This is a genomic window from Streptomyces sp. NBC_00075, from assembly GCF_045041225.1.
Lineage (GTDB): Bacteria > Actinomycetota > Actinomycetes > Streptomycetales > Streptomycetaceae > Streptomyces > Streptomyces adonidis.
Window position 1 is genome coordinate 5,349,726 of sequence record NZ_CP108243.1, and the last position, 22,685, is coordinate 5,372,410.

Consider the following 22,685-nt stretch of genomic DNA (forward strand, 5'->3'; position numbering starts at 1 on the left):
CAGCCGAAAGGCCAGTGCCGCGTAGGCGCCCGTCCGCCCTACGGGGCGAGATTCCCGCACGGAGACAGCACTGGGGGCGGCCCGCCTCCATCGACCGGCTCTCCGCTTCCTGCAACGCCGACATCCGCCGACTCGAACTGAGCCGCCGCTGGTACGAGTCCACGGCCGGCGCCTTCTCCCAGTGGAAGCTTCTGGCGTACGGGCCGTCGCGCCGGTTCGCGGAGCCGTTTCCGGCGGAGGCGTGCGGCATCCCCGGATGCGGCTGCTGCCCGGGCTACTTCCGCGACCACCTCGAAGCGGTGCTCCACGCCCTGCCCAGAAAGAGCGCCCGCGAACTGCGCACGCTCGTACGGTCGTTGGACCGCGTCATCCTCGACCGGGCCCGGATCATTCACATCGACCATCCCGACGAGCCCTGGTGGCGCCGGCAGTTGTGAGGGAGAGGGAGATCGTGAGCAGGAGGCGTTACGTCGCCCGGGGTGTGCCCGGTGGGTATCGGATCTGGGACAACCGGGGGCGCCGCTGGTGGGGCGATCTGTACGAGCTGTGCCCCGACGACCTGCTCACCGAGCTGAACGGGGCCGCCGACCAGGACCGGATCACCGCCCTGCTCAAGCGGTACCGGGCCCTGAAGCGGTAGAGCGTGCGGGACTTCAGGAACCTTCCCTTCGCAACCCCGCCATCACCACATCCAGCAACCCCTCCACCCGCCGCCCCGACACCCCCGACCCGCCCAGCAGGATCTGGTGGAGGAGGGTGCCCATGAAGGCGTCGGCGACCGCCTCCAGGTCGGCGTCCGGGCGGATCTGGCCGGACTGCACCGCCGTCTGGAGGCGGTGGACCAGGGCCTTCTGGCCGGGGCCCGCGAGTTGTCGGTAGAGGGACTCCGCGTCGGCCGGGTTCTCGGCCGAGGCGACCGTCAGGGCGCGGACCAGCGCTCCGTACTCGGGGTCGGCCATCGCCGTGGCCGTGATGTGCAGCCAGGTGCGCAGGTCGTGGTCGATGTCGCCGGTGTCGAGCGGGGAGGCCGTGCCGTCGGTGGTCGTGGACAGGTAGCCCTGGATGACCGCCTCGCCGACCATGGGGGCCTTCGAGGGCCAGCGGCGGTACACCGTCTGCTTGCCCACGCCCGCTCTGGAGGCCACCCGGTCCATGGTGAGGCGGGCGTAGCCGCCCTCGATCAGCAGGTCACGGGTCGCCTTGAGGATCGCCTGGTGGGTGGCGGTGCTGCGCGGCCTGCCCCGGCGCTCCTCCACCGTGTCTCCCGTCTCCCCCGCATCCCGCGTCTTCGACATTTTCCCCTCGCGCATGTTCCCAGCGTAGGGCGCGGGTCGTATGCTCCGTTTATTACGAGACAGTTAGTCTCGAAATTAATTCCTGGAGCAAGGACGGGCCGCCATGAGCATGGACGTACTGGTTGTGATCGGCGTCGGAGGTATGGGGCAGGCGGTCGCGCGCCGGCAGGGCCCGGGCAAGGTCGTGCTGCTCGCCGACTTCAACGAGGCCCTCCTGAAGTCGCTCGCCGACACCCTGCGCGGCGACGGCCACGCCGTCCACACCCGCAAGGTCGACGTCTCCTCGCGCGAGTCCGTCGCCGCCCTGGCCGAGACGGCGGCCGGCCTCGGCAATGTCACCCAGGTCGTCCACACCGCCGGCCTCTCCCCGGCCCAGGCACCCTCCGCCGCGATCCTCGCCGTCGACCTGCTGGGCGTCGCCCTGGTGCTGGAGGAGTTCGGGCAGGTCATCGCCCCGGGCGGAGCCGGCGTCGTGATCTCCAGCAGCTCGGCGCACATGATGCCGCCGCTGACCCCCGTACAGGAGGAGGCGCTCATCAACACGCCCGCCGACGAGCTGCTCGACCTGCCCTTCGCCACCCCGGAGGCCAACCCCGACCCGGGCCGCGCCTACGGCTTCTCCAAGCAGGCCAACATCCTGCGCGTCAGGGTCGCGAGCGTGGAGTGGGGCAGGCGTGGCGCACGGGTCAACTCCCTGAGCCCGGGCGTCATTTCGACGCCGATGGGACAGCAGGAGCTGGACGGGGAGTCCGGCGCCTTCATGCGCGCGATGGTCGAGGCCTCCGGCAGCGGGCGGCTCGGCACCCCCGACGACATCGCCGACGGCGTCGCGTTCCTGCTCGGCCCGACGGCGTCCTTCGTCACCGGCACCGACCTCCTCGTCGACGGCGGCTCGGTGGCGGCCGTACGCGCGGGACGGGTCAAGCTCTCCGCCTGAGACAGGGACAAGGGACAGGGAGAGGAGCAACAGGACAGGGGACAGGGGCAGGGCGAAAGGTGTAGCGGGCTACACCTCCGGTTCGGGAGAGCACTCCCTCGTGGTGGAGAGCCGTTCCCGGGATCGTTGATCTCGGAAGCAAACGGCTCCCCATCAGGCCCTTTCCGGGCCCCACGTGGAAGGAAATCCCATGAAGTCCCTGCTCGCCTCCAAGCCGGTCCTCTGGTTCCTGTTCCTGTTCAACCTCGTCGTCGCGGCCGTCGCGCCGTTCGTCGTCGACGGTTCGCAGGGCGTCATGACCGGGGTCGGCATGGGGGTCGTCTCGCTCGGAGCGGGCGTCAGCCTCTTCAAGAGCCGCGGGCAGCAGCAGGGACAGCAGGGGCGTGGGTCGCACCGCCAGCGGATCTGACGGTCCGCCCCCTTCCGAAGAAGACGTCCCCTGCCCGTACCGCAGATCCTGGAGATCGGTTCCCGTGGCCACGTTCCTGTACAGACTCGGCCGTCTGGCCTTCCGCCGACGGTGGTCCTTCCTCCTCCTCTGGGTGGCCGTACTGGCCGCCGTCGGCTTCGGCGCCGCGTCGGCGCCCGCCGCCCCCGACGATCAGAACAGCATGCCTGGGATCGAGTCCCAGAAGGCGTTCGACCTCATGGAACAGCGCTTCCCGGGGGCCGCCGCCGACGGCGCGAGCGCCCGGATCGTGTTCATCGCGCCGGACGGTGAGAAGGTCACCGCCACCGAGAACCGCGCGGTGATCCAGAAGCTCGTGACCGACGCGGGCAAGGGTGCCCAGGTCGCCTCCGCCGTGAGTCCCTTCCAGGCCGACGCGGTGAGCAAGGACGCGACCACCGCGTACGCCACCGTCACCTTCAAGGCGAAGGCCGACGACCTCACCGACGCCAGCAAGACCTCCCTCGAACACGCCATCGACACGGCCCGGGCCTCCGGGATGACCGTCGAAGTCGGCGGGGACGCCCTCGCCACCCAGCCGTCGGCGGGCGGCGCGGCCGAGGCGATCGGCATCGCGATAGCCGCCGTGGTCCTCCTCATCACCTTCGGCTCGATGGCCGCCGCCGGACTCCCCCTCCTCACCGCCATCCTCGGCGTCGGCATCAGCATGGCCGGGATCATGGCCGTGGCCAGCACCTTCGGCCTGTCGGAGACCACCGGCACCCTCGCCACCATGCTGGGCCTGGCCTGCGGTATCGACTACGCCCTGTTCATCGTCTCCCGCTACCGCGAGGAGCGCGGCAAGGGGCACACGCCTCAGGAAGCCGCCGCCCTCGCCACCGGCACCGCCGGTTCGGCCGTCGTCTTCGCCGGCCTGACCGTCGTCATCGCCCTCGCCGGACTGTCCGTCGTCGGCATCCCGATGCTGACGAAGATGGGCCTCGCGGCGGCCGGCGCGGTCGTCGTCGGTGTCCTGATCGCCCTCACGCTCGTCCCGGCCGTCCTCGGCTTCTGGCCGAACGCCGTCCTGTCCCGCAAGACCCGCAAGCGCGGCCACGCCAAGGAGGACACCCGGAACAACGGCGGCAGCCGCTGGGCCCGCTTCGTCCTGCGCCGCCCGGTCCCCGTACTCATCGCCGCCGTCGCCGGTCTCGGCACCCTGGCGATACCCGTGATGGACCTCCAGCTGGGCATGCCCGGCGACGAGGCCAAGCCCACCTCCACCACCGAACGCCGTGCCTACGACGCCCTCGCCGACGGCTTCGGCCCCGGCTTCAACGGTCCGCTGATGATGGTCGTGGACGCCAAGGGGGCGAGCGACCCCAAGGCCGCCGTCGCCACGATCGAGAAGAAGATCGCCGCCACGGACGGCGTGGTCTCCGTCTCCCCCGCCCGCTTCAACAGCGCCGGTGACACGGCGATCTTCACCGCGGTCCCGGCCACCTCGCCCACAGACAAGAAGACCCAGGACCTCGTCAAGACGATCAGGTCCGAACGCCCGGCCACGGAAGGTGCCACCGGCGCCGAGTTCGAGGTCACCGGCACCACCGCCCTCAACATCGACGTCGCCGAGAAGACCCAGTCCGCCCTGATCCCGTATCTGATCGTGGTCGTGGGTCTGGCGATCCTGCTCCTGCTCCTGGTCTTCCGCTCGATCCTGGTACCGATCAAGGCGGCCCTCGGCTTCCTCCTCTCGGTCATGGCCGCGCTCGGTTCCGTCATCGCGGTCTTCCAGTGGGGCTGGGGCGCCTCGCTCCTCGGCGTCGAGACGACCGGCCCGATCATGAGCATGATGCCGATCTTCCTGGTGGGCATCGTCTTCGGACTGGCCATGGACTACGAGGTGTTCCTGGTCGCCCGGATGCGGGAGGCGTACGTCCACGGGGACGAGCCCAAGCAGGCGATCGAGACCGGGTTCCGGTACAGCGCCCGGGTCGTCGTCGCCGCCGCGCTGATCATGATGGCCGTCTTCTCCGGCTTCATCGGAGCCGGCGAGTCGATGATCAAGATGATCGGCTTCGGGCTCGCCATCGCGGTCCTCTTCGACGCCTTCATCGTCCGGATGGCCCTGGTCCCCGCCGTACTGGCCCTGCTCGGCAAGGCCGCCTGGTGGATGCCCCGCTGGCTCGACCGAGTCCTCCCCAAGGTCGACGTGGAGGGCGAGGCGCTCACCCACCACGCCACCCCGGCGACGGCCACGGCACCCACGCCGGTCCCGCCGCCCGGTCCGACCCCGGTGCTCGTACCCGACCGGGACTGACCCCCGTACCGGGGCCGCCTCCGTAGCCAGAGGCGGCCTCAGCGCCGGACCCGTGGGGACGGGGAACGGCGCGCACGTCCCGGGGCCGGCGGCGGACAACTCCCCCCGTCCGCCGCCGCCCCGAGGACACCCCCTTCACCGGCACAACACCGCCTGTGTCACCGCTCATCGGCCCGCAGCCGCAGTCCACGGCCCGCCGGCAACCAACAAAGAAGCACCGCAACGGCCCGGCCCACTGAGACGGAAGCAGGACGGCACCCCCATGAAGACCCCCACGATGGCAGGCCTCGCCACTCTGGCGGCAGGCGGCGTTTTCCTCGCCGCGATGACCCTCGGCAACGACGACGACAGCAACGACAAGACCCCGGTGGCGGTCACCCACCAGAAGACCCCGGCGACCAACTCCCCCACGATCTCCACGACTTCACCGACTTCCCGGGAGAACGGCCCGTACGTGGCCCTCGGCGACTCCTACACCTCCGGCCCGAACATCCCCTCCCAGGCCTCCTCCACCCCCGCCGGCTGCGACCGTTCCGACCGCAACTACCCCTCCCTGGTGGCCGAGCAACTGGCCCTGGACCCGGCCGACTTCCGCGACATGAGCTGCACCGGCGCCACCATCGCGGACCTCACCTCCCCCCAGTCCACCGACAACGGCGTCAACCGCGCCCAGCTCTCCGCCCTTTCGGACGAGACCCGTCTGGTCACGATCGGCATCGGCGGCAACGACATCGGCTTCAGCTCACTGATCAAGCAGTGCATGAAGTCGGGCGTCCTGTACTACGCGATGGGCAGCGGCAAGTACACGGGCGTCGCCGCACCCTGCCGCGAGGAGTACGTCTCCGGTGGCACCGACGAGATACAGCAGCGGATCGACACCGCGGGCACCCGCCTCGCCACCGCACTGGCGGAGGTGAAGCGCAGGGCCCCGCAGGCCGAGGTGTACGTCGTCGGCTACCCGGCGATCCTGCCGCCGACGGCGAGCGACTGCGGCCGCGAACTGGGCCTCGCCCCCGCCGACGTGCCCTTCCTCCACAAGGAGGCGCAGTCCCTCAACACCACCCTGCGCGAACGGGCGGCGGCGGCCGGTGCGGTGTACGTCGACACGTACAAGCCCTCCGTCGGCCGCGACGCCTGCTCGGACCGTACGACCCGCTGGATCGAACCGATGATCCCGCTCGCCCCCGCGGCCCCGGTCCACCCCAACGCCCGAGGCGAACGGGGCATGGCGGACGCCGTACTCCACGCCATCGACGCCGCCAAGTAAGCCACGGCCCACGGAGCCCCCCATGAGCGACAACAACAGCAGCAGCACCGGCGAACTCCACGGCCGCAGGGTCGTCGTCACCGCCGCCGGTTCCGGCCTCGGCCGGGCCACGGCACTGGAGTTCGCCGAGGAAGGCGCCCACGTCCTGGTCACCGACCGCGACCGGGACGCCGTACGCCAGGTCGTGAAGACCATCGAGTACGGCGGCGGAACGGCCCTCGCGATCGTCGGCGACCTCGGTGACCAGCGGGTCGCGGAGCAGGTCGTCGCCACCGCGATGGAGGCCTTCGGCGGCATCGACGTCCTGGTGAACAACGCCGGGGGCATGGACCCCCTCACCATGGCCGCCCTGCCGCACCTGCTCGCGGACGGCGGCGGCTCGGTCGTCTTCGCCACCGCCGATGCCCGCGCCGTGTCGCGGCACAGGATCGCCGACCTGGTCGAGAAGCTTGCTGCCATGTACCGCGACCAGGGCATACGCGCCAACGCGATCACCACCGGACCCGCCGCGAACGGCACCGCGCCCGAGGAACAGGCGGCCGCGATCGTCTTCCTGGCCTCGGACGCCGCCCGCGACATCAACGGCACGGTCCTGCCGGTCTCCGTCGGCCGGCCGACGGTCTGACCTCCAGCCCCCCAACCCCCCACCACCCCAACCTCGTTACAGAGAAGGCGAGTTATCTCATGTCCACCACCATGAAGTCCGTGCACACCGCGAAGGACAAGGTCGAGGTCGTCGACGTCGAACGTCCGGTCCCCGGGCCCAAGGACGCCCTCATGCGCATCCGCGCCTGCGGCATCTGCGGCACCGACACCTTCTTCCTCCACCTCGGCGGCATGCCCGGCGCCGACGGCTCCATGCGCTCCATCCCCCTGGGCCACGAACCCGCCGGAGAGATCGTCGAACTCGGCGCCGACGTCAAGGACCTGAAGGTCGGCGACCGCGTGGTCGTCAACCCACAGGACGCCCCGACCGGGATCATCGGCTGTGGTGGCGCGCACGGCGCGATGAGCGAGTACCTGCTCCTCGAGAACGCCGAGGTCGGCAAGACGGTGGCCGTCTTCCCCGACACCGTCCCCTTCGAGGTGGCGTCGTTGAACGAGCCGATGGCGGTGGCCCGGCACTGCGTGAACCGCTCCGAGGCCACCCCGGACGACACGGTCGTCGTCTTCGGCGCCGGACCCATCGGACTGGGCGCCACCATCTGGCTCAAGCTGCGCGGCGTCAAGCACGTCGTCGTCGCCGACGTCCTGCCCGAACGCCTGGAGACCGCCCTCGCCGTCGGCGCCGACGCCGTCATCAACTCCAGGACCGAGAACGTCACCGAACGCCTCACCGAACTCCACGGCCAGGCCGCCAACGCCCTCGGCCAGCCCCGCCCCGCCACCGACATCTACATCGACGCCGCCGGCGCCCCCGCCGTCTTCCAGACCGTCGTCGACAACGCCAAATGGAAGGCCAAGCTCGTCATGGTCGCCGTACAGAAGAAGGGCTCCGACATCGACCTCGGCGGCATGCTCCGCAGCGAACTCACCCTCATCGCCTCCCAGGGCTACCCCACCGAGATCTTCGAAGTCACCCCCGAGATCGTCGAACACCACGAACGCTTCGCCAAACTCATCAGCCACCGCATCCCCTTCAACGAGGTCGACACCGCCTTCACCCTCGCCCTCACCCCCGGAGCCGCCGAAAAGGTCGTCGTCACCTTCGACGAGTAGGACATGACGGACGGGCGGGCCCAGGGGACGCACCCCCGGGCCCGCCGGTGCCGCCCATGACCCACATCCCCACAGGACATCCACGAACTACTACATGTGCCGTATTGCTTGACTTAAGCAAGAACTTTACTGTGAGGGTGCAGCTGTACGTCCCCCCACGGAGGCCCGACCATGACCCACGCAATCCCCCGCCCCGCCGACGTCGGAAGGTCCGCACCGGCGCGGCCCAATGCCGTCGTCGCGGTGCTGGCCTTCGGCGGCATCGTGGTCGCACTGATGCAGACGCTGGTGATCCCGATCGTCCCCGAGCTGCCGAAGCTCCTGGACGCCCCGTCCTCGGACACCGCCTGGGCGGTCACCGCGACCCTGCTGGCCGCCGCCGTCGCCACGCCGATGATGGGCCGGCTCGGAGACATGTACGGCAAGCGCCGCATGCTCCTGGTCAGCCTCGTCCTGCTGGTCGCCGGTTCCGTCACGGCCGCCCTCAGCGACTCCCTGGTCCCGATGATCGCCGGACGGGCCCTCCAGGGTCTGGCCTCCGGTGTCATCCCGCTCGGCATCAGCATCATGCGCGACGAACTGCCCGCCGAGCGGCTCGGTTCCGCGACCGCCATGATGAGCGCCTCGCTCGGCGTCGGCGGCGCCCTCGGTCTGCCCGCCGCCGCGCTCATCGCCGACAACTTCGACTGGCACGTACTGTTCTGGAGCTCGGCCGCCATGGGCGTCGTGGCCCTCGTGCTGGTCCTGGCCTTCGTACCGGAGTCGAGGGTCCGCACCGGCGGGCGCTTCGACCTGATCGGCGCGGCCGGTCTCGCGGTCGGGCTGATCTCGCTGCTCCTCGCCATCTCCAAGGGCGCCGACTGGGGCTGGGGCAGCGGCACCACCCTCGGACTGTTCGCCGCAGCCGTGGTCGTCCTGCTGGCATGGGGCTTCTTCGAGCTGCGCACGAGCCAGCCGCTGGTCGACCTGCGCACCACCGCCCGCAGCCAGGTGCTCTTCACCAACCTCGCCTCGGTGGCGCTCGGCTTCGCCATGTTCGCGATGTCCCTCGCCCTCCCGCAGCTCCTTCAGTTGCCTGAGGCGACCGGCTACGGCCTCGGTCAGTCGCTGCTCGCGGCCGGCCTGGTCATGGCCCCCTCCGGCCTGGTGATGATGGCCACGGCCCCGGTCTCCGCCGCCGTCTCCAAGGCCAAGGGTCCCAAGGTGACGCTGATGATCGGCGCCCTGATCGTGGCCTCCGGCTACGGCCTGAACATCGTGCTGATGAGCGAGCTGTGGCACTTCATCGTGGTCTCGTGCGTCATCGGCGCCGGCATCGGCTTCACCTACGGCGCGATGCCCGCCCTCATCATGGGCGCCGTGCCCGCGTCCGAGACGGGCTCCGCGAACAGCCTCAACACCCTGATGCGGTCCATCGGTACGTCGTCCGCGAGCGCCGTCGCCGGTGTCGTCCTCGCCCAGATGACGACCGACTTCGGCGGCACCGCGCTCCCGTCGGAGAACGGCTTCAAGACGGTCCTGGCCATCGGCGCCGGCGCCGCCCTGGTCGCCTTCGCCATCGCCTCCTTCATCCCGGGCCGCCGCGCGGCGACGGAAGGAACGGCTCCCGAGGCGCCCACCGCCGAGCAGAAGACCCTGACCCCGGCACCGGCAGCACCCGCCCTCACCGGTACGGCCGTCCCGGCCCCCGTCGAGTCCGACGAAGGCATCCCGGTGCGCGGCCGGGTCCGCGGCGCGGAGAGCGTGCCGGTACCGGGCGCCGCCGTCACCCTCATCTCCCTCGAAGGCCGCCAGCTGAGCCGCTCGGTCACCCGGACAGAGGGCACCTACGCCGTCCAGGCGCCCACCCCGGGTTCGTACGTCCTGATCGCCTCCGCCGACGGCTACCAGCCGCAGGCCTCGACGGTCACCGTGACCGAGCAGCCGGTGTCGTACGACGTGCTGCTGAGCGGCACGAGCGGCCTGGTCGGGGTGGTCCGCTCCGCCGACAGCGGTACGCCGGTCTCCGGGGCGGTGGTGATCGTGACCGACGTCCGGGGCGACGTACTGGCCGGTGGACAGACCGACGTACTGGGCGAGTTCACGATCGGCGACCTGGTCCCCGGCCCGGTCACCCTCGCCGTCAACTCGGCCAAGCACCGCCCGCTGGCCCTGCCCGTCGAGATCGGCGGCGCCGGGAACACGCGCGTCGAGGTCGAGCTGAAGCCGGGCGCGAACGTCCGGGGCACGGTACGGGGTGCCGGGCTCCCCCTGACGGACGCGAGCGTCACGCTGATGGACGCGGCCGGCAACGTCGTCGCCACGACGACCACGGGCCTGGACGGGGCGTACGCCTTCTCCGACCTGGACACCGGCGACTACACGGTCATCGCGACGGGCTACCCGCCGAGGGCCAGGCAGGTCACGGTCTCCGGCGCCGGAGTCGACGACCACGACGTCGAACTGGCCCACCAGGGCGACCAGTCGACCGGTTGAACCCCGGTTCGCGTGCGGGCGCTCGGAGCGGAGGCAGTGCGCGCGCGGACCGGTAGGGCCAGGGCCCCCGGCAGGCGGCAAGGGACGGCAGGGGACGGCCGTGCACCCCGCCACCGGGGACCCCGCCCAGGGGTGCACCTCCGTCATCCACATCCACCCCGCGGAGGTGCACCCCCACATCACAGAGCGGCGGACGGAAGAGAGAACGACGATGGCGCTGAGCGCATCGATCCGCACCCGGGACGGCTGGGCCGTGCCCCACGCGGTGATCACGGTGACGGACATGACCGGTACGCAGATCCTGCGCGCCGAGGCCGACGCCGAGGGCGTCGTGCGCGACGCCACCGCGCTGACGCCCGGCCCGTACACGGCGATCGTCACGGCGGTCGGCTACTCCCCCGTCGCCTCGACGGCGCTGGTCACGGCGGGTGGAGTCGTACGGCTCGGCCGGATCACCCTGGCCCGCCAGGCCGACATGGAGCTGCCGCCGCCGGGCCCGTGGACCGTCGACCCGGTCCACTCGTCGGTTGAGGCGGTGGCGCAGCACCTGGGCCTGTCGAGCGTGCGGGGTCGCTTCGGCGACTTCTGGGCGCACATCGACATCGCCCAGGATCCCGGCAAGTCCCGGGTGGAGGCGGTGATCCGCGCGGCCTCGATCGACACGGGCAACTCCCTGCGCGACGACCACCTCCGCTCCCCGGACTTCCTGGACGCGGCCAGGCACCCGGACATCACGTTCACCTCGACGGGGCTCGGCCCGGCGGGCGGCGACCGCTGGACGGTCCACGGCGACCTGACACTGGCGGGCGTCGTACGGCCGGTCGACCTGGACCTGGCCTACCTCGGCACGGGTCCGGACCCGTGGGGCGGCGTACGGGCGGCGTTCCGCGCGACGACGGAACTGCGGCGCGAGGACTTCGCGATGAACTACAACCAGGTGGTGCGGGCGGGCATCGCGGCGGTGGGCGCGACGCTGAAGGTGGAGCTGGACGTGCAGGCGGTGCAGGGGGAGAGGCTCCCCTGACAGCCGAATGGCGGCGGACGGCGCAGTGAGCCGCCGCACGGGTGAAAAGTGCAGGTCAGAGGCGTGTCACAGTGGACCGGACGGTTACTGAGTGCCAGCGAGCGGTTGCGGCCGGTGTCCGGTGTTCTCACCGTGGGCCCAAAGAGAGCAGCTCTCGAAAGGACTGCGCATGCGCGCCCTCGTTTCCCGTTCCGGCCCCCGCTCCCGCGGGCTCCTCCTCCCGTCGTCCGTGGTCTGTGCCGCGCTGATATTCGGCCCGGTCGGCGCGGCGGTCGCCGTCACCGACGCGAGCCGGGACGCCTACGCCCGTGTCGGCGTCGGCACGACGTGGTCCTCCTCCACGTACGCGGACCGGATACTTCAGCGACTCGGCGCCCTGGAGCGCGCCGACCGCAGCGACGTACTCACCCCGGTCCTGAACGTCCTGACCGACCTCACCGAGCAGACGGGCACCGGCCGTATGACCGCGCCCCAGGCGGCCGGTTTCGCGAAGGCGGTCGAAACGGCGAACGCCTCCCTCAAGCAGCGTCTGGCGGACCGGATCGGCACGTCGAACAGGGCCGCGACCGTCCGCGCCGCCGCCCTGGCCGACCCGATCTCGGACCTCCTGGACCAGCTCTCGGCCACCCTCGCCGGCCTCCTCGACACGGTGACCGGCCTGGTCGGCGGCCTGCTGGACACGGTCACGGGCCTCCTGGGCGGCATCCTCGACACCCTGGGCGGCCTTCTCGGAGGCCTCCTGGGCGGCCTCCCGCCCCTGCCGGTGGAGCTGCCCCCGCTCGAACTCCCGCCGCTGGAACTGCCGCCCGCGGCAGCGGTACCGGCGACGCCAGCACTCCCTGCGCTGCCCGCGCTTCCGGCTGTGCCCGCGCTTCCGGCAGCGGGGACGGCCGCGGACCCGGTCCGCTGACGACCCGGTAGAGCCCCGCGACCCGTCTCGCCCCGCTCAGCCTGATCCGAGGCAGGGCGGGACGGGTCAGGGCGGGTCAGGGCGGGCCCCGATGTGGTTCGCTGCCTGAATGACTCAGGACCTGGAGACCCTCGCGTTCGAATCCGCCGAGGCATTCGAGGCGTGGCTCGGCGAGCACCACGCGACCTCGCCCGGCATCTGGCTCAAGCTCCGCAAGAAGACCCCAGGGGCTGTCGCCCTGGACTACGCCCAGGCGCTCGACGTGGCGCTCTGCTACGGCTGGATCGACGGTCAGAAGGCCGGGCTCGACGACCGGTGGTGGCTCCAGCGGTTCACCCCGCGCAGGCCGCGCAGCAAGTGGTCGAAGATCAACCGGGGCAAGGTGGCCGTCCTGATCGAACAGGGCCGGATGCGTCCGGCCGGGCAGGCCGAGATCGACCGCGCCAAGGCGGACGGCCGCTGGGAGGCCGCGTACGACAGCGCGAAGACCGCCACCGTGCCGGACGATCTCGCGGCGGCCCTGACCGCCGACCCGGCCGCGGCGGCGTTCTTCGAGACCCTGGACCGGCAGAACCGCTACGCGATCCTGCACCGGATCCACGAGGCCAAGCGCCCCGAGACCCGGGCGCGCCGGATCGAGACGTACGTGGCGATGCTGGCGAAGGGCGAGAAGCTCCACCCGTGACCGACCGGCGCGGTCGCCGCTCATCACCTCGCCGGTTCGGCGACGCCGCCAAGGGGCGCGGGGCTGTTCTGAATTTGCGGCTACCGCCGCGTGGGCGCGGCCGGCCACGACGGCGCCGCAGCCGAAAGACAACCCATCACGGCACATCCGGCGGAGCGCTTAGGGAGTACCGCATGTCCGGCGAGAACGAGAAGGACCATGGCCCCCGGAACCTCACCCACGACCCCACCGGGGCCCTCACCGAGACCTTCGCCTTCACCTGCCTCGACTGCGGTACGGCCTGGCACCGTACCTTCGAGGTCATCGTCCTCCCCGACCCGGCCGGCTGCCTCAACCCCCTGGAGTACGTCGACGAGGACGGCCGCGCCATGCGCTCCCCGCTGACCGACGCCGTGTGCGCCGCGTGCGGCAGCCGAAAGGTACGCGTGGGCTGACGCTCACCGGCCCCGGTTACTGCTGCTTCTCCTCGAAGGACGCGAAGTACGCGGCGGCCATGTCCTCGTCCCCGTGCCCCTGCTCGGCGGCCCGCCGGAACCTCTCGGCGCTCGCGGCGGCCACGTCCAGCCGTACGCCGTTCCGCTCGCCCGCCTCGACGATCAGCCGGGCGTCCTTCGCGGCCGTGGACACCGCGAAACTCGCCGGGGTCAGCCCGTCGTTCAGGATCAGGCCGGCCTTGGCCCGCAGATAGCCCATGTCGAGCGGACCGCCCTCGATCGCGTCGAAGAAGTTCTGCGGCTCGACACCGAGGGCCTGCGCGAGGGCCAGCACCTCGCCGGTCGCGTTGGTGACGGCCAGCACCCAGCTGTTGGCGACGAGCTTGAGCCGCGTGGCACTCCCCGCCCCGCCCTCCTCACCGGTCCACACCGTACGGGCGCCGACCGCGTCGAGGACGGGCACGACGGCCGCCCGGTGCTCGGCGGGCCCGGCGGCGAGCACGAGCAGCTGCCCGGCCTCGGCGGGCTGCCGGGTCCCGAGGACGGGAGCGTCGAAGAAGACGAGCCCCAACTCCTCGGCCAGTGAGCCGAGTTCAGCGATGGCGTCCACCCCGGCCGTCGTCGACTGCACCCACGCGGCCCCCGCCCGGAGCGCGGGTGCGGCCTCACGCACGACCTCCCGGACGGCATCACCGTCGTACAGCATGGTCAGGACGACATCGGCGTCCCGTACGGCGTCGGCGGGCGTGTCGGCGAGCATGATCCCGCCCTCGATGGCCAGGGGCTCGGCCTTGGCGCGGGTCCGGTTCCACACCCGGACGGTGTGCCCGGACCGGGCGAGGTTACGGGCCATGGCGGCGCCCATGATGCCGGTGCCGAGGACGGCGACGGTGAGGGAGGGGGTCTCGGTGTCGGTCATGAGTTCAGTTAACCAAGTGGACGGGGTCTTGCCAGCCGGTGAATCCATCCACCAAGATTCCGCCCGATGGATAAAATAATGAACCGGAGCCGGCCGTGACCCCGGCGCTGAAGTCAGCAGGCGGTCTCCTCACCGCCGCCCTGACCCTCTGTGTGCTGGGCGCAGCCCCGGCCCCCGCAGCGACGGCGACACCGCACTCCGCCACGGCTGCATCCCCCCTCCCCCACATCTGGCCGACCCCCCAGCAGCTGAGCCCCGGTCACGGCACCCAACAGGTCCCGAAGCAGGTCGTCGAGGTCATCGGCAAGGCCACCGACCCGGCGGCCCGCACCCTCGTCGAACGCGTCCTGCGCGACGCCGGCGCCCACACCATCCGTACTGTCGCCGCAGGCCGCCCGATACCCCACGCCGCCCTCACGGTCTACGTAGGCGGCCCCACGGAAAACCCGGCAACGGCAAAGGCACTCAAGCACCTGGGCGCCAAGCCCCCCACCCAACTCCCCTCGGGTGGCTACACGTTGGCGACGGGCAAAGGCACCGTCGCCCTGTCCGGCGTGGACACGACGGGCACGTTCTACGCGGCCCAGACCCTCCGCCAGCTGATCACCCACAACTCGATCCCCTCCACGACCATCCGGGACTGGCCGACAACGGCCCTGCGAGGAGTGATCGAGGGCTTCTACGGCGCCCCCTGGACACAGCAGAACCGCCTCTCCCAGCTCGACTTCTACGGCCGTACGAAGCAGAACGTGTACGTCTACTCCCCCAAGGACGACCCGTATCTGCGCGCGAACTGGCGCGACGAGTACCCGCCGGACCAGCTGGCCACCCTGAAACAACTGGTCGACAGGGCAGCCGAGAACCACGTCCGCTTCACCTACGCCCTCTCCCCCGGACTGTCGGTCTGCTACTCCTCGGCGGCCGACGTCAAGGCACTGGTGACCAAGTTCGAGTCGTTGTACGCGATCGGCGTGCGCTCGTTCGCCGTACCGCTGGACGACATCAGCTACACGGCGTGGAACTGCGCGGCGGACAAGGAGAAGTTCGGCACGGGAGGCGGAGCGGCGGGCGCCGCCCAGTCGGCCCTCCTCAACAACGTGGTCAAGGACTTCGTCGCCGCCCACACGGACGTGACCCCGCTGGAGATGGTCCCGACCGAGTACTCCGACCTCGCCGACTCCCCGTACAAGACGGCACTGCGCGAGCAGCTGGACCCGTCGGTCGTCGTCGAGTGGACGGGCGTAGGAGTGATCGCACCGACGATCACCACCGAACAGGCCCGCCAGGCAAAGGAGTTGTTCGGTCACCCGATCCTGATCTGGGACAACTACCCGGTGAACGACTACACCACCAGCCGCCTCCTCCTGGGCCCCTACACGGGCCGCGAGGCAGGCGTACCCACCCAGGTCACGGGCATCACCGCCAACCCGATGATCCAGGCGGAGGCCAGCAAACTCGCCCTGTTCACCTCGGCGTCCTACGCCTGGAACCCGAAGGCGTACGACCCCCGGGCAGCGTTCCTGGCCTCGGTGAAGGACTTCGCGGCGAACGCCCCCAGATCGACGGCAGCCTCCCTCCGAGTCTTCGCGGAGAACAACTACTCCTCCCTCCTGGATGCCACGGAGTCCCCGACCCTGACTCCCCTCCTCAAGGCGTTCACGACGGCGTACGAGAGCGGAGAGGGCCTGGACAAGGCGGCCGACGCACTGACGGCCTACTTCAAGTCGATGACGGATGCCCCGGCAGACCTACGAGCGAACCTCGCGAACGCCCAGTTCCTGACCGAGACTTCGCCCTGGCTGGACAAACTCGGCGCATACGGCGAGGCGGGCACGACAGCCGTAGCCCTGATGCTGGCGCAGACGAACGGCGACACGGACTCCGTCTCGACCCTCTACGCCCGCCTCCAGTCGCAACGCAAGCAACTAGACTCGGTCCCCCAGCAGATCGCCCCCGGCGTACTGGACCGCTTCCTGTTCGACGCGACCCTGAGAGCGGCCCCGGACCCGGGCCCGGACGCGTCCTTCACCCCGACGTCTCTGTCCCTGACCCCAGGCGCCAGCGCCACCTCAACCCTGACGATTGCCGACAACCGCTCCACGACCACCAGGACAACAACCTGGAAGATCAAGGAGGTTGACGGCCTGACGGTCACCCCGTCGTCCGGCACGGTCACCGTCCCGGCGGGCGGCAAGGTCACGGAGACCCTGACCTTCACGGCGGCGAGCGGGGCGAGTGCGGGCACAAGATCGGTAGCAGTCACCGGAGATGGACTGGTGAGCCGGGTAATCCCGGTGCAGATAGCCGCAGTCGGCGGCAGCGAACGGGCCCTGACCGCCAACTTCAGTGGCGCGTCGGTCAGTTCGGTGGACCTGACCTCCGGTGGTTCCACCGAAATCCCGGTCGGCAACAACCCGGGTGAGGTCGTGATCAGCCCGGACGGCCGTACCGCCTATGCGGCGAACCAGGGTTCGGACACGGTGAGCGTCATCGACGTCAGTACGTCGAAGGTCACGGCGACCGTGGCGGTCGGGGACGTACCGGCGGGCCTGGCCCTCACTCCCGACGGCCGCACGCTCTGGGTCGCGGACTACTCGGACGACGCGATCCAGCCCATCGACCTGGCAACCGGCACGGCGGGCGCGAAAATAGCGGTGGGCGACGGCCCGGAGAACATGGCGATCACCCCGGACGGCACCACCCTGTACGTGGCGAACATCCACGACAGCACGGTGAGCCCGGTGAACCTGTCAACGGGCAAGGCGGAAACGGCAGTTGCCGTCGGCCCGAACCCGTTCAACGTGGTCGCGGCGCCCGACGGGAAGACGGTGTACGTGTCCAACTCGGGCGGCTCGACGGTCACTCCCATCGACACCGCCACGAACGACACCCGCCCGACCTACCTGGTCACGGGTCAGGCGTACGGCCTCGCCCTCTCCCCGGACGGCCGCACCCTCTGGGTCAGCGCGAGCAACGGCGACACGATCACCCCGCTCGACACGGTGACCGGCGCCCCGGGCAACCCGATCACCGTAGGCCGCTCAGCCTTCGACACAGCCCTCAACTGGAACGGCACCACGGCCTACGTCACGACAGCCGACGCAGGCACCTTGGTCCCGGTGACAACGGCGACGGGCACGGTGGGCACGCCCCTGAAAACGGGTGCATACCCGCTGGCCGCGGCAGTAACGGGGGTGCCGGTCAGCTAGACGGGTCCGGCAGTAGACGGTGCTGGCAGTCGCGCGGTTCGACAGCCCGCCCCAAAGGGGCGCGGGGAACTGCGCGACCAGCCACAACGAGCCCGCAGACGAAGCACACCGCCCGTCCGATGGCTACTGCATCTCGGCCCAGGGATCAATGACCGCCGGACGGGCCGGCGCCGGCGCCGCAGTCGCCCGGCAGGTGAACCCCAGCCGATTCAACGCGGCGATCATTTCCTTCTCGGTGAAGTCACGCCGGTCCAGCCGGGTAATCACCGCACCGACCTGCTTGACCGGGTAGTCCACTCCACCGATGACGACGGCCGCACTGGTGATGGGCTCGGGAGCAACCCCGTCCATCTTGTGCGTGACCTCACTCATGATCAGGTCGAACGGGAATCGTGCGATCACACAACGCATGGTGCCTCCGCAGGTCGGGAAGGGTTACGGGTGCTGTACAGGTGCTCGTTCTGAAGCTGGTGCTAGCTGCTCTGACGTGCGTCGGTACCCGGACGCCGGTTGCGGGGCGCCCGACGCCGACGGCTGCGTGGCTCTCCGGAGCCGTCCTGCTCCGTACGGCCGGACGCACTCCCACCCGGCGTACGCGGCGGCTTGGCACCGCCACCGGTCGGACGCGACGCCTTCTTGCCGCTGCCGCCACCCGACGTACGCGATCCGGCGCCGCCACCGGCACCCTCCGCACCCCCGCGGCGCGACCGCGTGCCCGAGGAACCCGAAGCCGAACCCGTGCCCGAGCCGGAACCCGAGCGGGAGCCGGACCGGGACCGCGAGGACCTGGACCGGCCGGAGCCGTCGCCCTTCGACGGGGACGGCGGGGTCGGGGCCGGGACCGGGATGACGACGGGTATGCCCGAAGGCGTACGGGCGCCGGTGATACGGGTCAGTTCGGCGGCGCCGGGGCCGACCTTGGCGGTGTTCGGGTTGACGCCCGCCGCCCGGGTCAGGCTCCGCATCTCACGGCGCTGCTCGGGCAGGACCAGGGTGACCACGCTGCCGGAGGCTCCGGCACGGGCCGTACGGCCGCCGCGGTGGAGGTAGTCCTTGGCACCGCCGGGCGGGTCCACGTTGACGACCAGGTCGAGGTCGTCGATGTGGATGCCTCGCGCGGCGACGTCGGAGGCGACCAGCACGGTGACCTCGCCGGTCTTGAACTGGGCGAGCGTGCGCGTGCGTTGGGGCTGGGAACGGCCGCCGTGCAGGGCCGCCGCACGGACACCGCTCTTCAGCAGGTGCTTGGTGAGGCGGTCGACGCTGCGCCGGGTGTCCATGAACATCAGGACACGTCCGTCGCGGGCGGCGATCTCGGTGGCGACCGTCTTCTTGTCGGCGTCGTCGACGTAGAGCACGTGGTGCTCCATCGTCGTGACGGCGCCGGCGTGCGGGTCGGTCTGGTGCACGACCGGCTCGTGCAGATAGCGGCGGGCCAGCCGGCCGACGTCCGCGTCGAGCGTCGCCGAGAACAGCATGCGCTGTCCCTTGCGGGGCACCTGGTCGAGCAGGTACGTGACCTGCGGCAGGAAGCCCATGTCGACCATCTGGTCGGCCTCGTCGAGGACGGTGACGGAGACCCGGTCGAGGCGGCAGTCGCGGCGGTCGACGAGGTCGCGGAGCCGGCCGGGCGTCGCGATGACGACCTCGGTGCCGGCGCCGAGCGCACGGGCCTGACGGGAGATGGGCAGCCCGCCGACGACCGTGGTCATCTTCAGCTTCATGGCGCGGGCGTGCGGGGTGAGCGCGTCCACGACCTGCTGGGCGAGCTCACGGGTCGGTACGAGGACGAGCGCCAGCGGGCGTCCCGCTTCGGCGCGCTGTCCGGCGAGCCGGGCCAGCATGGCCAGGCCGAAGGCCAGGGTCTTGCCCGAGCCGGTCTGGCCGCGGCCCATGACGTCGTGGCCCGCGAGGGTGTCCGGCAGCGTGGCCGCCTGGATCGGGAAGGGGACGGTGATGCCCTCGGCGGTGAGGGAGGCCAGCAGCGAGGGCGGCAGGCCCAGGTCGGCGAACGACCGGTTCATGCAGAACCTTCCTCAATGCGGCACGTCGGCAGAGAACACGGCAGCGCTCAGCGTCCGCCGCGACAGCGGCGGCACACAGGACAGAAAGGCCGTGGGGACGGGCCGAAAGGAAACGAGCGGTGAAGGGGTTTCTGAGACACCCCAAGAATCAGGGACGGTGGCGACCGGAGTCCGGTGGAGTCCGATGCGGAACCGTCCCGAAAAAAACTGTGAGCCGGGGCCCACACCCCTAGGTGCGGGCCCCGGCCACAATCACGTGTGTTGTCGATCCACCAGCTGACTAGATTGACCAGCTGACTAGTGGACCGGCAGGTTCACGCGGATCAGGCGGGGAGGATGTTCTCCGCCTGCGGGCCCTTCTGGCCCTGCGTGACGTCGAACGTCACCTTCTGGCCCTCGTGGAGCTCACGGAAGCCCTGGGTGGCGATGTTCGAGTAGTGGGCGAAGACGTCGGCGCCGCCGCCGTCCTGCTCGATGAAGCCGAAGCCCTTTTCCGCGTTGAACCACTTAACGGTACCGGTGGCCATGTCAAATCTCCTTGGGGCATGCTCGGGGGCCCGCACCGTGCGGACCCCGCGTCGCCGCAATGATTGCCCCGCCGGAACTAACACCGGAAATCTTTGGGAACCACAACTGCAACTGAAAACCACGCTAGCACAGAACACGCCCCCACGGACGTGCGGCAATGTCACACGTCCGACGGGAATAGTCCCCCCAGGTCACCCCACCCAGAGCCCATGCGGCCACCGTCCCGACCGAGCGGTTTTTCGCCCCCGCCGCCCCTACCCGTCCCATCCTCGGGGGCTCCGCCCCCGAACCCCCGCTCCTCAAACGCCGGAGGGGCTGAAATACCGAGCCAAGGGGGGTCTGGGGGCGCAGCCCCCAGGGATGGGAACGGGTAGGGGCGGCGGGGGCGAAAGAACTACACGTCCAGAACCCGGTGCAGGAACTGCTGAGTGCGTGCCTCGGCAGGGTTGCCGAACACCTGGTCCGGTGGTCCCTGTTCGAGGACTACTCCGCCGTCCATGAAGACCACCCGATCGGCCGTGTCCTTCGCGAAGCGCATCTCGTGCGTGACGACGACCATCGTCATGCCGTCCTCCGCGAGGGACCGCATGACCCCGGTCACCTCACCCACCAGCTCCGGATCGAGCGCGGAGGTCGGCTCGTCGAAGAACATCACGGCGGGGTCCATGGCGAGCGCGCGGGCGATCGCGACGCGCTGCTGCTGACCGCCGGAGAGCTGGGCGGGGTAGGCGTCGGCCTTCTCCGACAGCCCGACCCGTTCCAGGACCGCCCGACCGCGCTCCTCCGCCTCCCCCTTCTCCAGCTTCCTGACCTTCCGCAGCGCCAGCGTCACATTGCCGAGGGCGGTCTTGTGCGGGAAGAGGTTGAACTGCTGGAAGACCATCCCGACGTGCCCGAAGATCTCCGGCGCCCGCTTGGCGTCGTGCAGGGGAACGCCGTTCACCCACACCTCACCCGCGTCCGCGCGCTCCAGATCGCACATGATCCGCAGCAACGTCGACTTGCCGGAACCGCTCGCGCCGATGAGGACGACGACCTCACCCGCCCCGACGTCGATGTCGACGCCCTTGAGGACGTCCAGCGAGCCGAAGCGCTTGTGGACGCCGGTGAGGAAGATGCCCGTAGGGGAAGCGGTCGTCATGCGAGGACAGCCTTTCGTTCCATCCGCCGCACGACGAGCGACAGCGGGTAGCAGATGACGAAGTAGAGGACGGCGACCGCGAGATAGGTGGTGGCCGGGTCGCCGGCCCGGTCGATGACCGCCTGCCCCTGGCGCAGGAGTTCGACGTAGCCGATGACGACGGCGATCGAGGTGTCCTTGACGAGGGACAGGTACTGCCCGACCAGCGGCGGCAGCACGATCGCCCGGGTCTGCGGGAGGATCACCGAGACGAAGCTCCTTGCCCGCCCCAGTCCCAGGACCCTGGCCGCCTCCCACTGCCCCTTCGGCACCGCCTCGATGCCCGAGCGGAAGATCTCCGCGATGTAGGCGCCCTGGTAGAGGGTCAGGGCGAGCAGCGCGGCGCCGAAGACGGTGATGCCTGCGAGGTTGAGGTAGGCCGCGCCGAAGTAGATGAACAGCATCTGGATGAGGAGCGGGGTGCCCCGGAAGACCTCCAGATAGACCCGGGCGAGCTGCGCCAGCACGGGCACCCTGCTCGTCCGTACGGCCGCCACGACCAGCCCGGCGAGGGTGCCGGTGACTATGGCGGCGGCGGACAGCTGCACGGTGGCCCACAGCCCCGAGGTGAACAGTTCGCGGTTCGACCAGATGACCGACCAGTCCATGCGGCTCAGGCCTCCTTTCGCACACGCACGGGCAGGAGCCGGCGTACGGCGTCCAGCGGGCGGGGTCGTACGGCGGCCGGGCGCAGCGGGGGCTTGAAGGCCACGCGGCCGATCAGGCCGGCGGCGAGGACCACCAGGTTGGTCAGGACGAGGTAGAGGACTGCGGCGATGCCGAAGACCTCGATCGTCAGCAGGGTGCGGGAGTTGATGACCGTGGCCGTGCCGGTGAGTTCGGGCACGGAGATCGCGGAGAGGAGGGAAGAGCCGAGGATGATCTGCACGAGCTGGTTGACGACCGCCGGATAGACGTTGCGCAGCGCCTGGGGCAGGACGACGTGCGCGAAGGTGCGGACCGGGCCGAGGGCCAGGACGCGGGCCGCCTCGCTCTGGCCGCGCGGCACCGCCTGGATGCCGGCCCGGAAGATCTCGGTGAGGTACGCGCCCACGTTGACGCCGAGCGCGAGGACGCCCGCCTGTACGGGGCTCAGGCGCAGGCCCGCCGAGGGCAGGGCGAAGTAGGCGACGAACATCTGGAGCAGCACCGGGGTGTTGCGGATGACCTCGACGTACACGGCCGCCGGTGCGCGCAGGACGGCGTACCGGGATCGACGGGCGAGGGCGCCCAGCAGGCCCAGGACGCAGGCCAGGGCGAACGCGGCCAGGGAGAGGCGCAGGGAGAGCCAGGCCGCGTCGAGGTAGGTCGGCCAGTCCTGGAGGGCGTAGTTCCAGTCGGTGAGCACGTCGGGGTCCTCCTCAACAGGTC

General features: G+C 70.6%; 22 protein-coding genes. 14 read left to right on the plus strand and 8 right to left on the minus strand.

Translation table 11 applies throughout. From position 1 onward, the window contains the following. Positions 1 to 14: 14 nt before the first annotated feature. Together OG787_RS23180 and OG787_RS23185 are read left to right on the plus strand one after the other, a co-directional pair. Positions 15 to 437 (plus strand): hypothetical protein, encoded by a 423-nt coding sequence (locus tag OG787_RS23180; RefSeq protein WP_369030128.1) that lies wholly within the window; start codon positions 15 to 17, stop codon positions 435 to 437. Between the two features lie 14 nt (positions 438 to 451). Further along, positions 452 to 640: a hypothetical protein gene (locus tag OG787_RS23185; RefSeq protein ID WP_405536260.1), complete on the plus strand. Its 189-nt coding sequence runs from the start codon at positions 452 to 454 to the stop codon at positions 638 to 640. A gap of 13 nt (positions 641 to 653) precedes the next feature. Here the strand turns inward: OG787_RS23185 and OG787_RS23190 are convergent, their stop codons facing one another. Continuing rightward, entirely contained in the window at positions 654 to 1,310 is a 657-nt protein-coding gene (locus OG787_RS23190) for a TetR/AcrR family transcriptional regulator (RefSeq protein WP_405536261.1), read from the minus strand. Between the two features lie 88 nt (positions 1,311 to 1,398). Between OG787_RS23190 and OG787_RS23195 the strand changes: the two genes are divergently transcribed. From OG787_RS23195 to OG787_RS23245, 11 genes are all read left to right on the plus strand, one after another. Next, positions 1,399 to 2,232 carry an SDR family oxidoreductase gene (locus tag OG787_RS23195; protein WP_369030125.1) on the plus strand — a complete coding sequence of 278 codons (834 nt, stop codon included), beginning with the start codon at positions 1,399 to 1,401 and terminating at the stop codon, positions 2,230 to 2,232. Between the two features lie 190 nt (positions 2,233 to 2,422). Beyond that, complete coding sequence (locus OG787_RS23200; protein ID WP_369030124.1) at positions 2,423 to 2,641, plus strand: hypothetical protein; 219 nt, start codon at positions 2,423 to 2,425, stop codon at positions 2,639 to 2,641. Positions 2,642 to 2,705: 64 nt separating this feature from the next. Next, the gene (locus OG787_RS23205) at positions 2,706 to 4,940 is read left to right on the plus strand and encodes an MMPL family transporter (protein ID WP_405536262.1); all 2,235 of its coding nucleotides are present in this window, start codon (positions 2,706 to 2,708) and stop codon (positions 4,938 to 4,940) included. Positions 4,941 to 5,202: 262 nt separating this feature from the next. Further along, entirely contained in the window at positions 5,203 to 6,207 is a 1,005-nt protein-coding gene (locus OG787_RS23210) for a GDSL-type esterase/lipase family protein (RefSeq protein WP_405536263.1), read from the plus strand. Positions 6,208 to 6,229: 22 nt separating this feature from the next. Beyond that, positions 6,230 to 6,832, plus strand: coding sequence for an SDR family NAD(P)-dependent oxidoreductase (locus OG787_RS23215; RefSeq protein ID WP_405536264.1), 603 nt, complete (start codon positions 6,230 to 6,232; stop codon positions 6,830 to 6,832). Between the two features lie 59 nt (positions 6,833 to 6,891). Then, entirely contained in the window at positions 6,892 to 7,926 is a 1,035-nt protein-coding gene (locus OG787_RS23220; RefSeq protein ID WP_369030120.1) for a zinc-binding dehydrogenase, read from the plus strand. A gap of 171 nt (positions 7,927 to 8,097) precedes the next feature. Next, positions 8,098 to 10,401: an MFS transporter gene (locus OG787_RS23225; protein WP_405536265.1), complete on the plus strand. Its 2,304-nt coding sequence runs from the start codon at positions 8,098 to 8,100 to the stop codon at positions 10,399 to 10,401. A gap of 211 nt (positions 10,402 to 10,612) precedes the next feature. After that, positions 10,613 to 11,425, plus strand: a complete 813-nt coding sequence (locus OG787_RS23230; protein WP_369037649.1) for a YceI family protein — start codon at positions 10,613 to 10,615, stop codon at positions 11,423 to 11,425. A gap of 169 nt (positions 11,426 to 11,594) precedes the next feature. Then, complete coding sequence (locus tag OG787_RS23235; protein WP_405536266.1) at positions 11,595 to 12,335, plus strand: hypothetical protein; 741 nt, start codon at positions 11,595 to 11,597, stop codon at positions 12,333 to 12,335. A gap of 109 nt (positions 12,336 to 12,444) precedes the next feature. Then, positions 12,445 to 13,020 carry a YdeI family protein gene (locus OG787_RS23240; protein ID WP_369037647.1) on the plus strand — a complete coding sequence of 192 codons (576 nt, stop codon included), beginning with the start codon at positions 12,445 to 12,447 and terminating at the stop codon, positions 13,018 to 13,020. Positions 13,021 to 13,193: 173 nt separating this feature from the next. Then, entirely contained in the window at positions 13,194 to 13,454 is a 261-nt protein-coding gene (locus OG787_RS23245) for a hypothetical protein (protein ID WP_369037646.1), read from the plus strand. Positions 13,455 to 13,470: 16 nt separating this feature from the next. On the opposite strand, the gene OG787_RS23250 is transcribed toward OG787_RS23245, so the two are convergent. Beyond that, the gene (locus tag OG787_RS23250) at positions 13,471 to 14,373 is read right to left on the minus strand and encodes an NAD(P)-dependent oxidoreductase (protein ID WP_369037645.1); all 903 of its coding nucleotides are present in this window, start codon (positions 14,371 to 14,373) and stop codon (positions 13,471 to 13,473) included. A 95-nt stretch (positions 14,374 to 14,468) separates the two neighbouring features. Between OG787_RS23250 and OG787_RS23255 the strand changes: the two genes are divergently transcribed. Beyond that, positions 14,469 to 17,582 carry a beta-N-acetylglucosaminidase domain-containing protein gene (locus tag OG787_RS23255; RefSeq protein WP_405536267.1) on the plus strand — a complete coding sequence of 1,038 codons (3,114 nt, stop codon included), beginning with the start codon at positions 14,469 to 14,471 and terminating at the stop codon, positions 17,580 to 17,582. Between the two features lie 123 nt (positions 17,583 to 17,705). Here the strand turns inward: OG787_RS23255 and OG787_RS23260 are convergent, their stop codons facing one another. The 6 genes from OG787_RS23260 to OG787_RS23285 all read right to left on the minus strand — a co-directional run bounded on the left by OG787_RS23260 (position 17,706) and on the right by OG787_RS23285 (position 22,662). Next, entirely contained in the window at positions 17,706 to 17,993 is a 288-nt protein-coding gene (locus OG787_RS23260; RefSeq protein WP_235476686.1) for an SCO5918 family protein, read from the minus strand. A gap of 62 nt (positions 17,994 to 18,055) precedes the next feature. Further along, complete coding sequence (locus tag OG787_RS23265) at positions 18,056 to 19,606, minus strand: DEAD/DEAH box helicase (RefSeq protein ID WP_405536268.1); 1,551 nt, start codon at positions 19,604 to 19,606, stop codon at positions 18,056 to 18,058. Positions 19,607 to 19,929: 323 nt separating this feature from the next. Beyond that, positions 19,930 to 20,133 carry a cold-shock protein gene (locus OG787_RS23270; RefSeq protein WP_006373337.1) on the minus strand — a complete coding sequence of 68 codons (204 nt, stop codon included), beginning with the start codon at positions 20,131 to 20,133 and terminating at the stop codon, positions 19,930 to 19,932. 395 nt (positions 20,134 to 20,528) lie between these two features. Next, positions 20,529 to 21,275 (minus strand): amino acid ABC transporter ATP-binding protein, encoded by a 747-nt coding sequence (locus OG787_RS23275; RefSeq protein ID WP_369037642.1) that lies wholly within the window; start codon positions 21,273 to 21,275, stop codon positions 20,529 to 20,531. Then, entirely contained in the window at positions 21,272 to 21,922 is a 651-nt protein-coding gene (locus OG787_RS23280) for an amino acid ABC transporter permease (protein ID WP_369037641.1), read from the minus strand. The genes OG787_RS23275 and OG787_RS23280 overlap by 4 nt, the downstream gene beginning before the upstream one ends. 5 nt (positions 21,923 to 21,927) lie before the next feature. Next, on the minus strand, positions 21,928 to 22,662 hold the full coding sequence (locus OG787_RS23285) for an amino acid ABC transporter permease (protein ID WP_369037640.1): 735 nt from the start codon (positions 22,660 to 22,662) through the stop codon (positions 21,928 to 21,930). Positions 22,663 to 22,685: the final 23 nt, after the last annotated feature.

Excerpts from the sequence above, each read along its gene's own strand:
- OG787_RS23235 (WP_405536266.1), top strand. The coding sequence starts at position 11,595 with ATGCGCGCCCTCGTTTCCCGTTCCGGCCCCCGCTCCCGCGGGCTCCTC.
- OG787_RS23220 (WP_369030120.1), top strand. The coding sequence starts at position 6,892 with ATGTCCACCACCATGAAGTCCGTGCACACCGCGAAGGACAAGGTCGAG.
- OG787_RS23250 (WP_369037645.1), bottom strand. The coding sequence starts at position 14,373 with ATGACCGACACCGAGACCCCCTCCCTCACCGTCGCCGTCCTCGGCACC.
- OG787_RS23225 (WP_405536265.1), top strand. The coding sequence starts at position 8,098 with ATGACCCACGCAATCCCCCGCCCCGCCGACGTCGGAAGGTCCGCACCG.
- OG787_RS23230 (WP_369037649.1), top strand. The coding sequence starts at position 10,613 with ATGGCGCTGAGCGCATCGATCCGCACCCGGGACGGCTGGGCCGTGCCC.
- OG787_RS23195 (WP_369030125.1), top strand. The coding sequence starts at position 1,399 with ATGAGCATGGACGTACTGGTTGTGATCGGCGTCGGAGGTATGGGGCAG.
- OG787_RS23265 (WP_405536268.1), bottom strand. The coding sequence starts at position 19,606 with ATGAACCGGTCGTTCGCCGACCTGGGCCTGCCGCCCTCGCTGCTGGCC.
- OG787_RS23245 (WP_369037646.1), top strand. The coding sequence starts at position 13,194 with ATGTCCGGCGAGAACGAGAAGGACCATGGCCCCCGGAACCTCACCCAC.
- OG787_RS23200 (WP_369030124.1), top strand. The coding sequence starts at position 2,423 with ATGAAGTCCCTGCTCGCCTCCAAGCCGGTCCTCTGGTTCCTGTTCCTG.
- OG787_RS23215 (WP_405536264.1), top strand. The coding sequence starts at position 6,230 with ATGAGCGACAACAACAGCAGCAGCACCGGCGAACTCCACGGCCGCAGG.
- OG787_RS23240 (WP_369037647.1), top strand. The coding sequence starts at position 12,445 with ATGACTCAGGACCTGGAGACCCTCGCGTTCGAATCCGCCGAGGCATTC.
- OG787_RS23190 (WP_405536261.1), bottom strand. The coding sequence starts at position 1,310 with ATGCGCGAGGGGAAAATGTCGAAGACGCGGGATGCGGGGGAGACGGGA.
- OG787_RS23210 (WP_405536263.1), top strand. The coding sequence starts at position 5,203 with ATGAAGACCCCCACGATGGCAGGCCTCGCCACTCTGGCGGCAGGCGGC.
- OG787_RS23270 (WP_006373337.1), bottom strand. The coding sequence starts at position 20,133 with ATGGCCACCGGTACCGTTAAGTGGTTCAACGCGGAAAAGGGCTTCGGC.
- OG787_RS23280 (WP_369037641.1), bottom strand. The coding sequence starts at position 21,922 with ATGGACTGGTCGGTCATCTGGTCGAACCGCGAACTGTTCACCTCGGGG.
- OG787_RS23260 (WP_235476686.1), bottom strand. The coding sequence starts at position 17,993 with ATGCGTTGTGTGATCGCACGATTCCCGTTCGACCTGATCATGAGTGAG.
- OG787_RS23275 (WP_369037642.1), bottom strand. The coding sequence starts at position 21,275 with ATGACGACCGCTTCCCCTACGGGCATCTTCCTCACCGGCGTCCACAAG.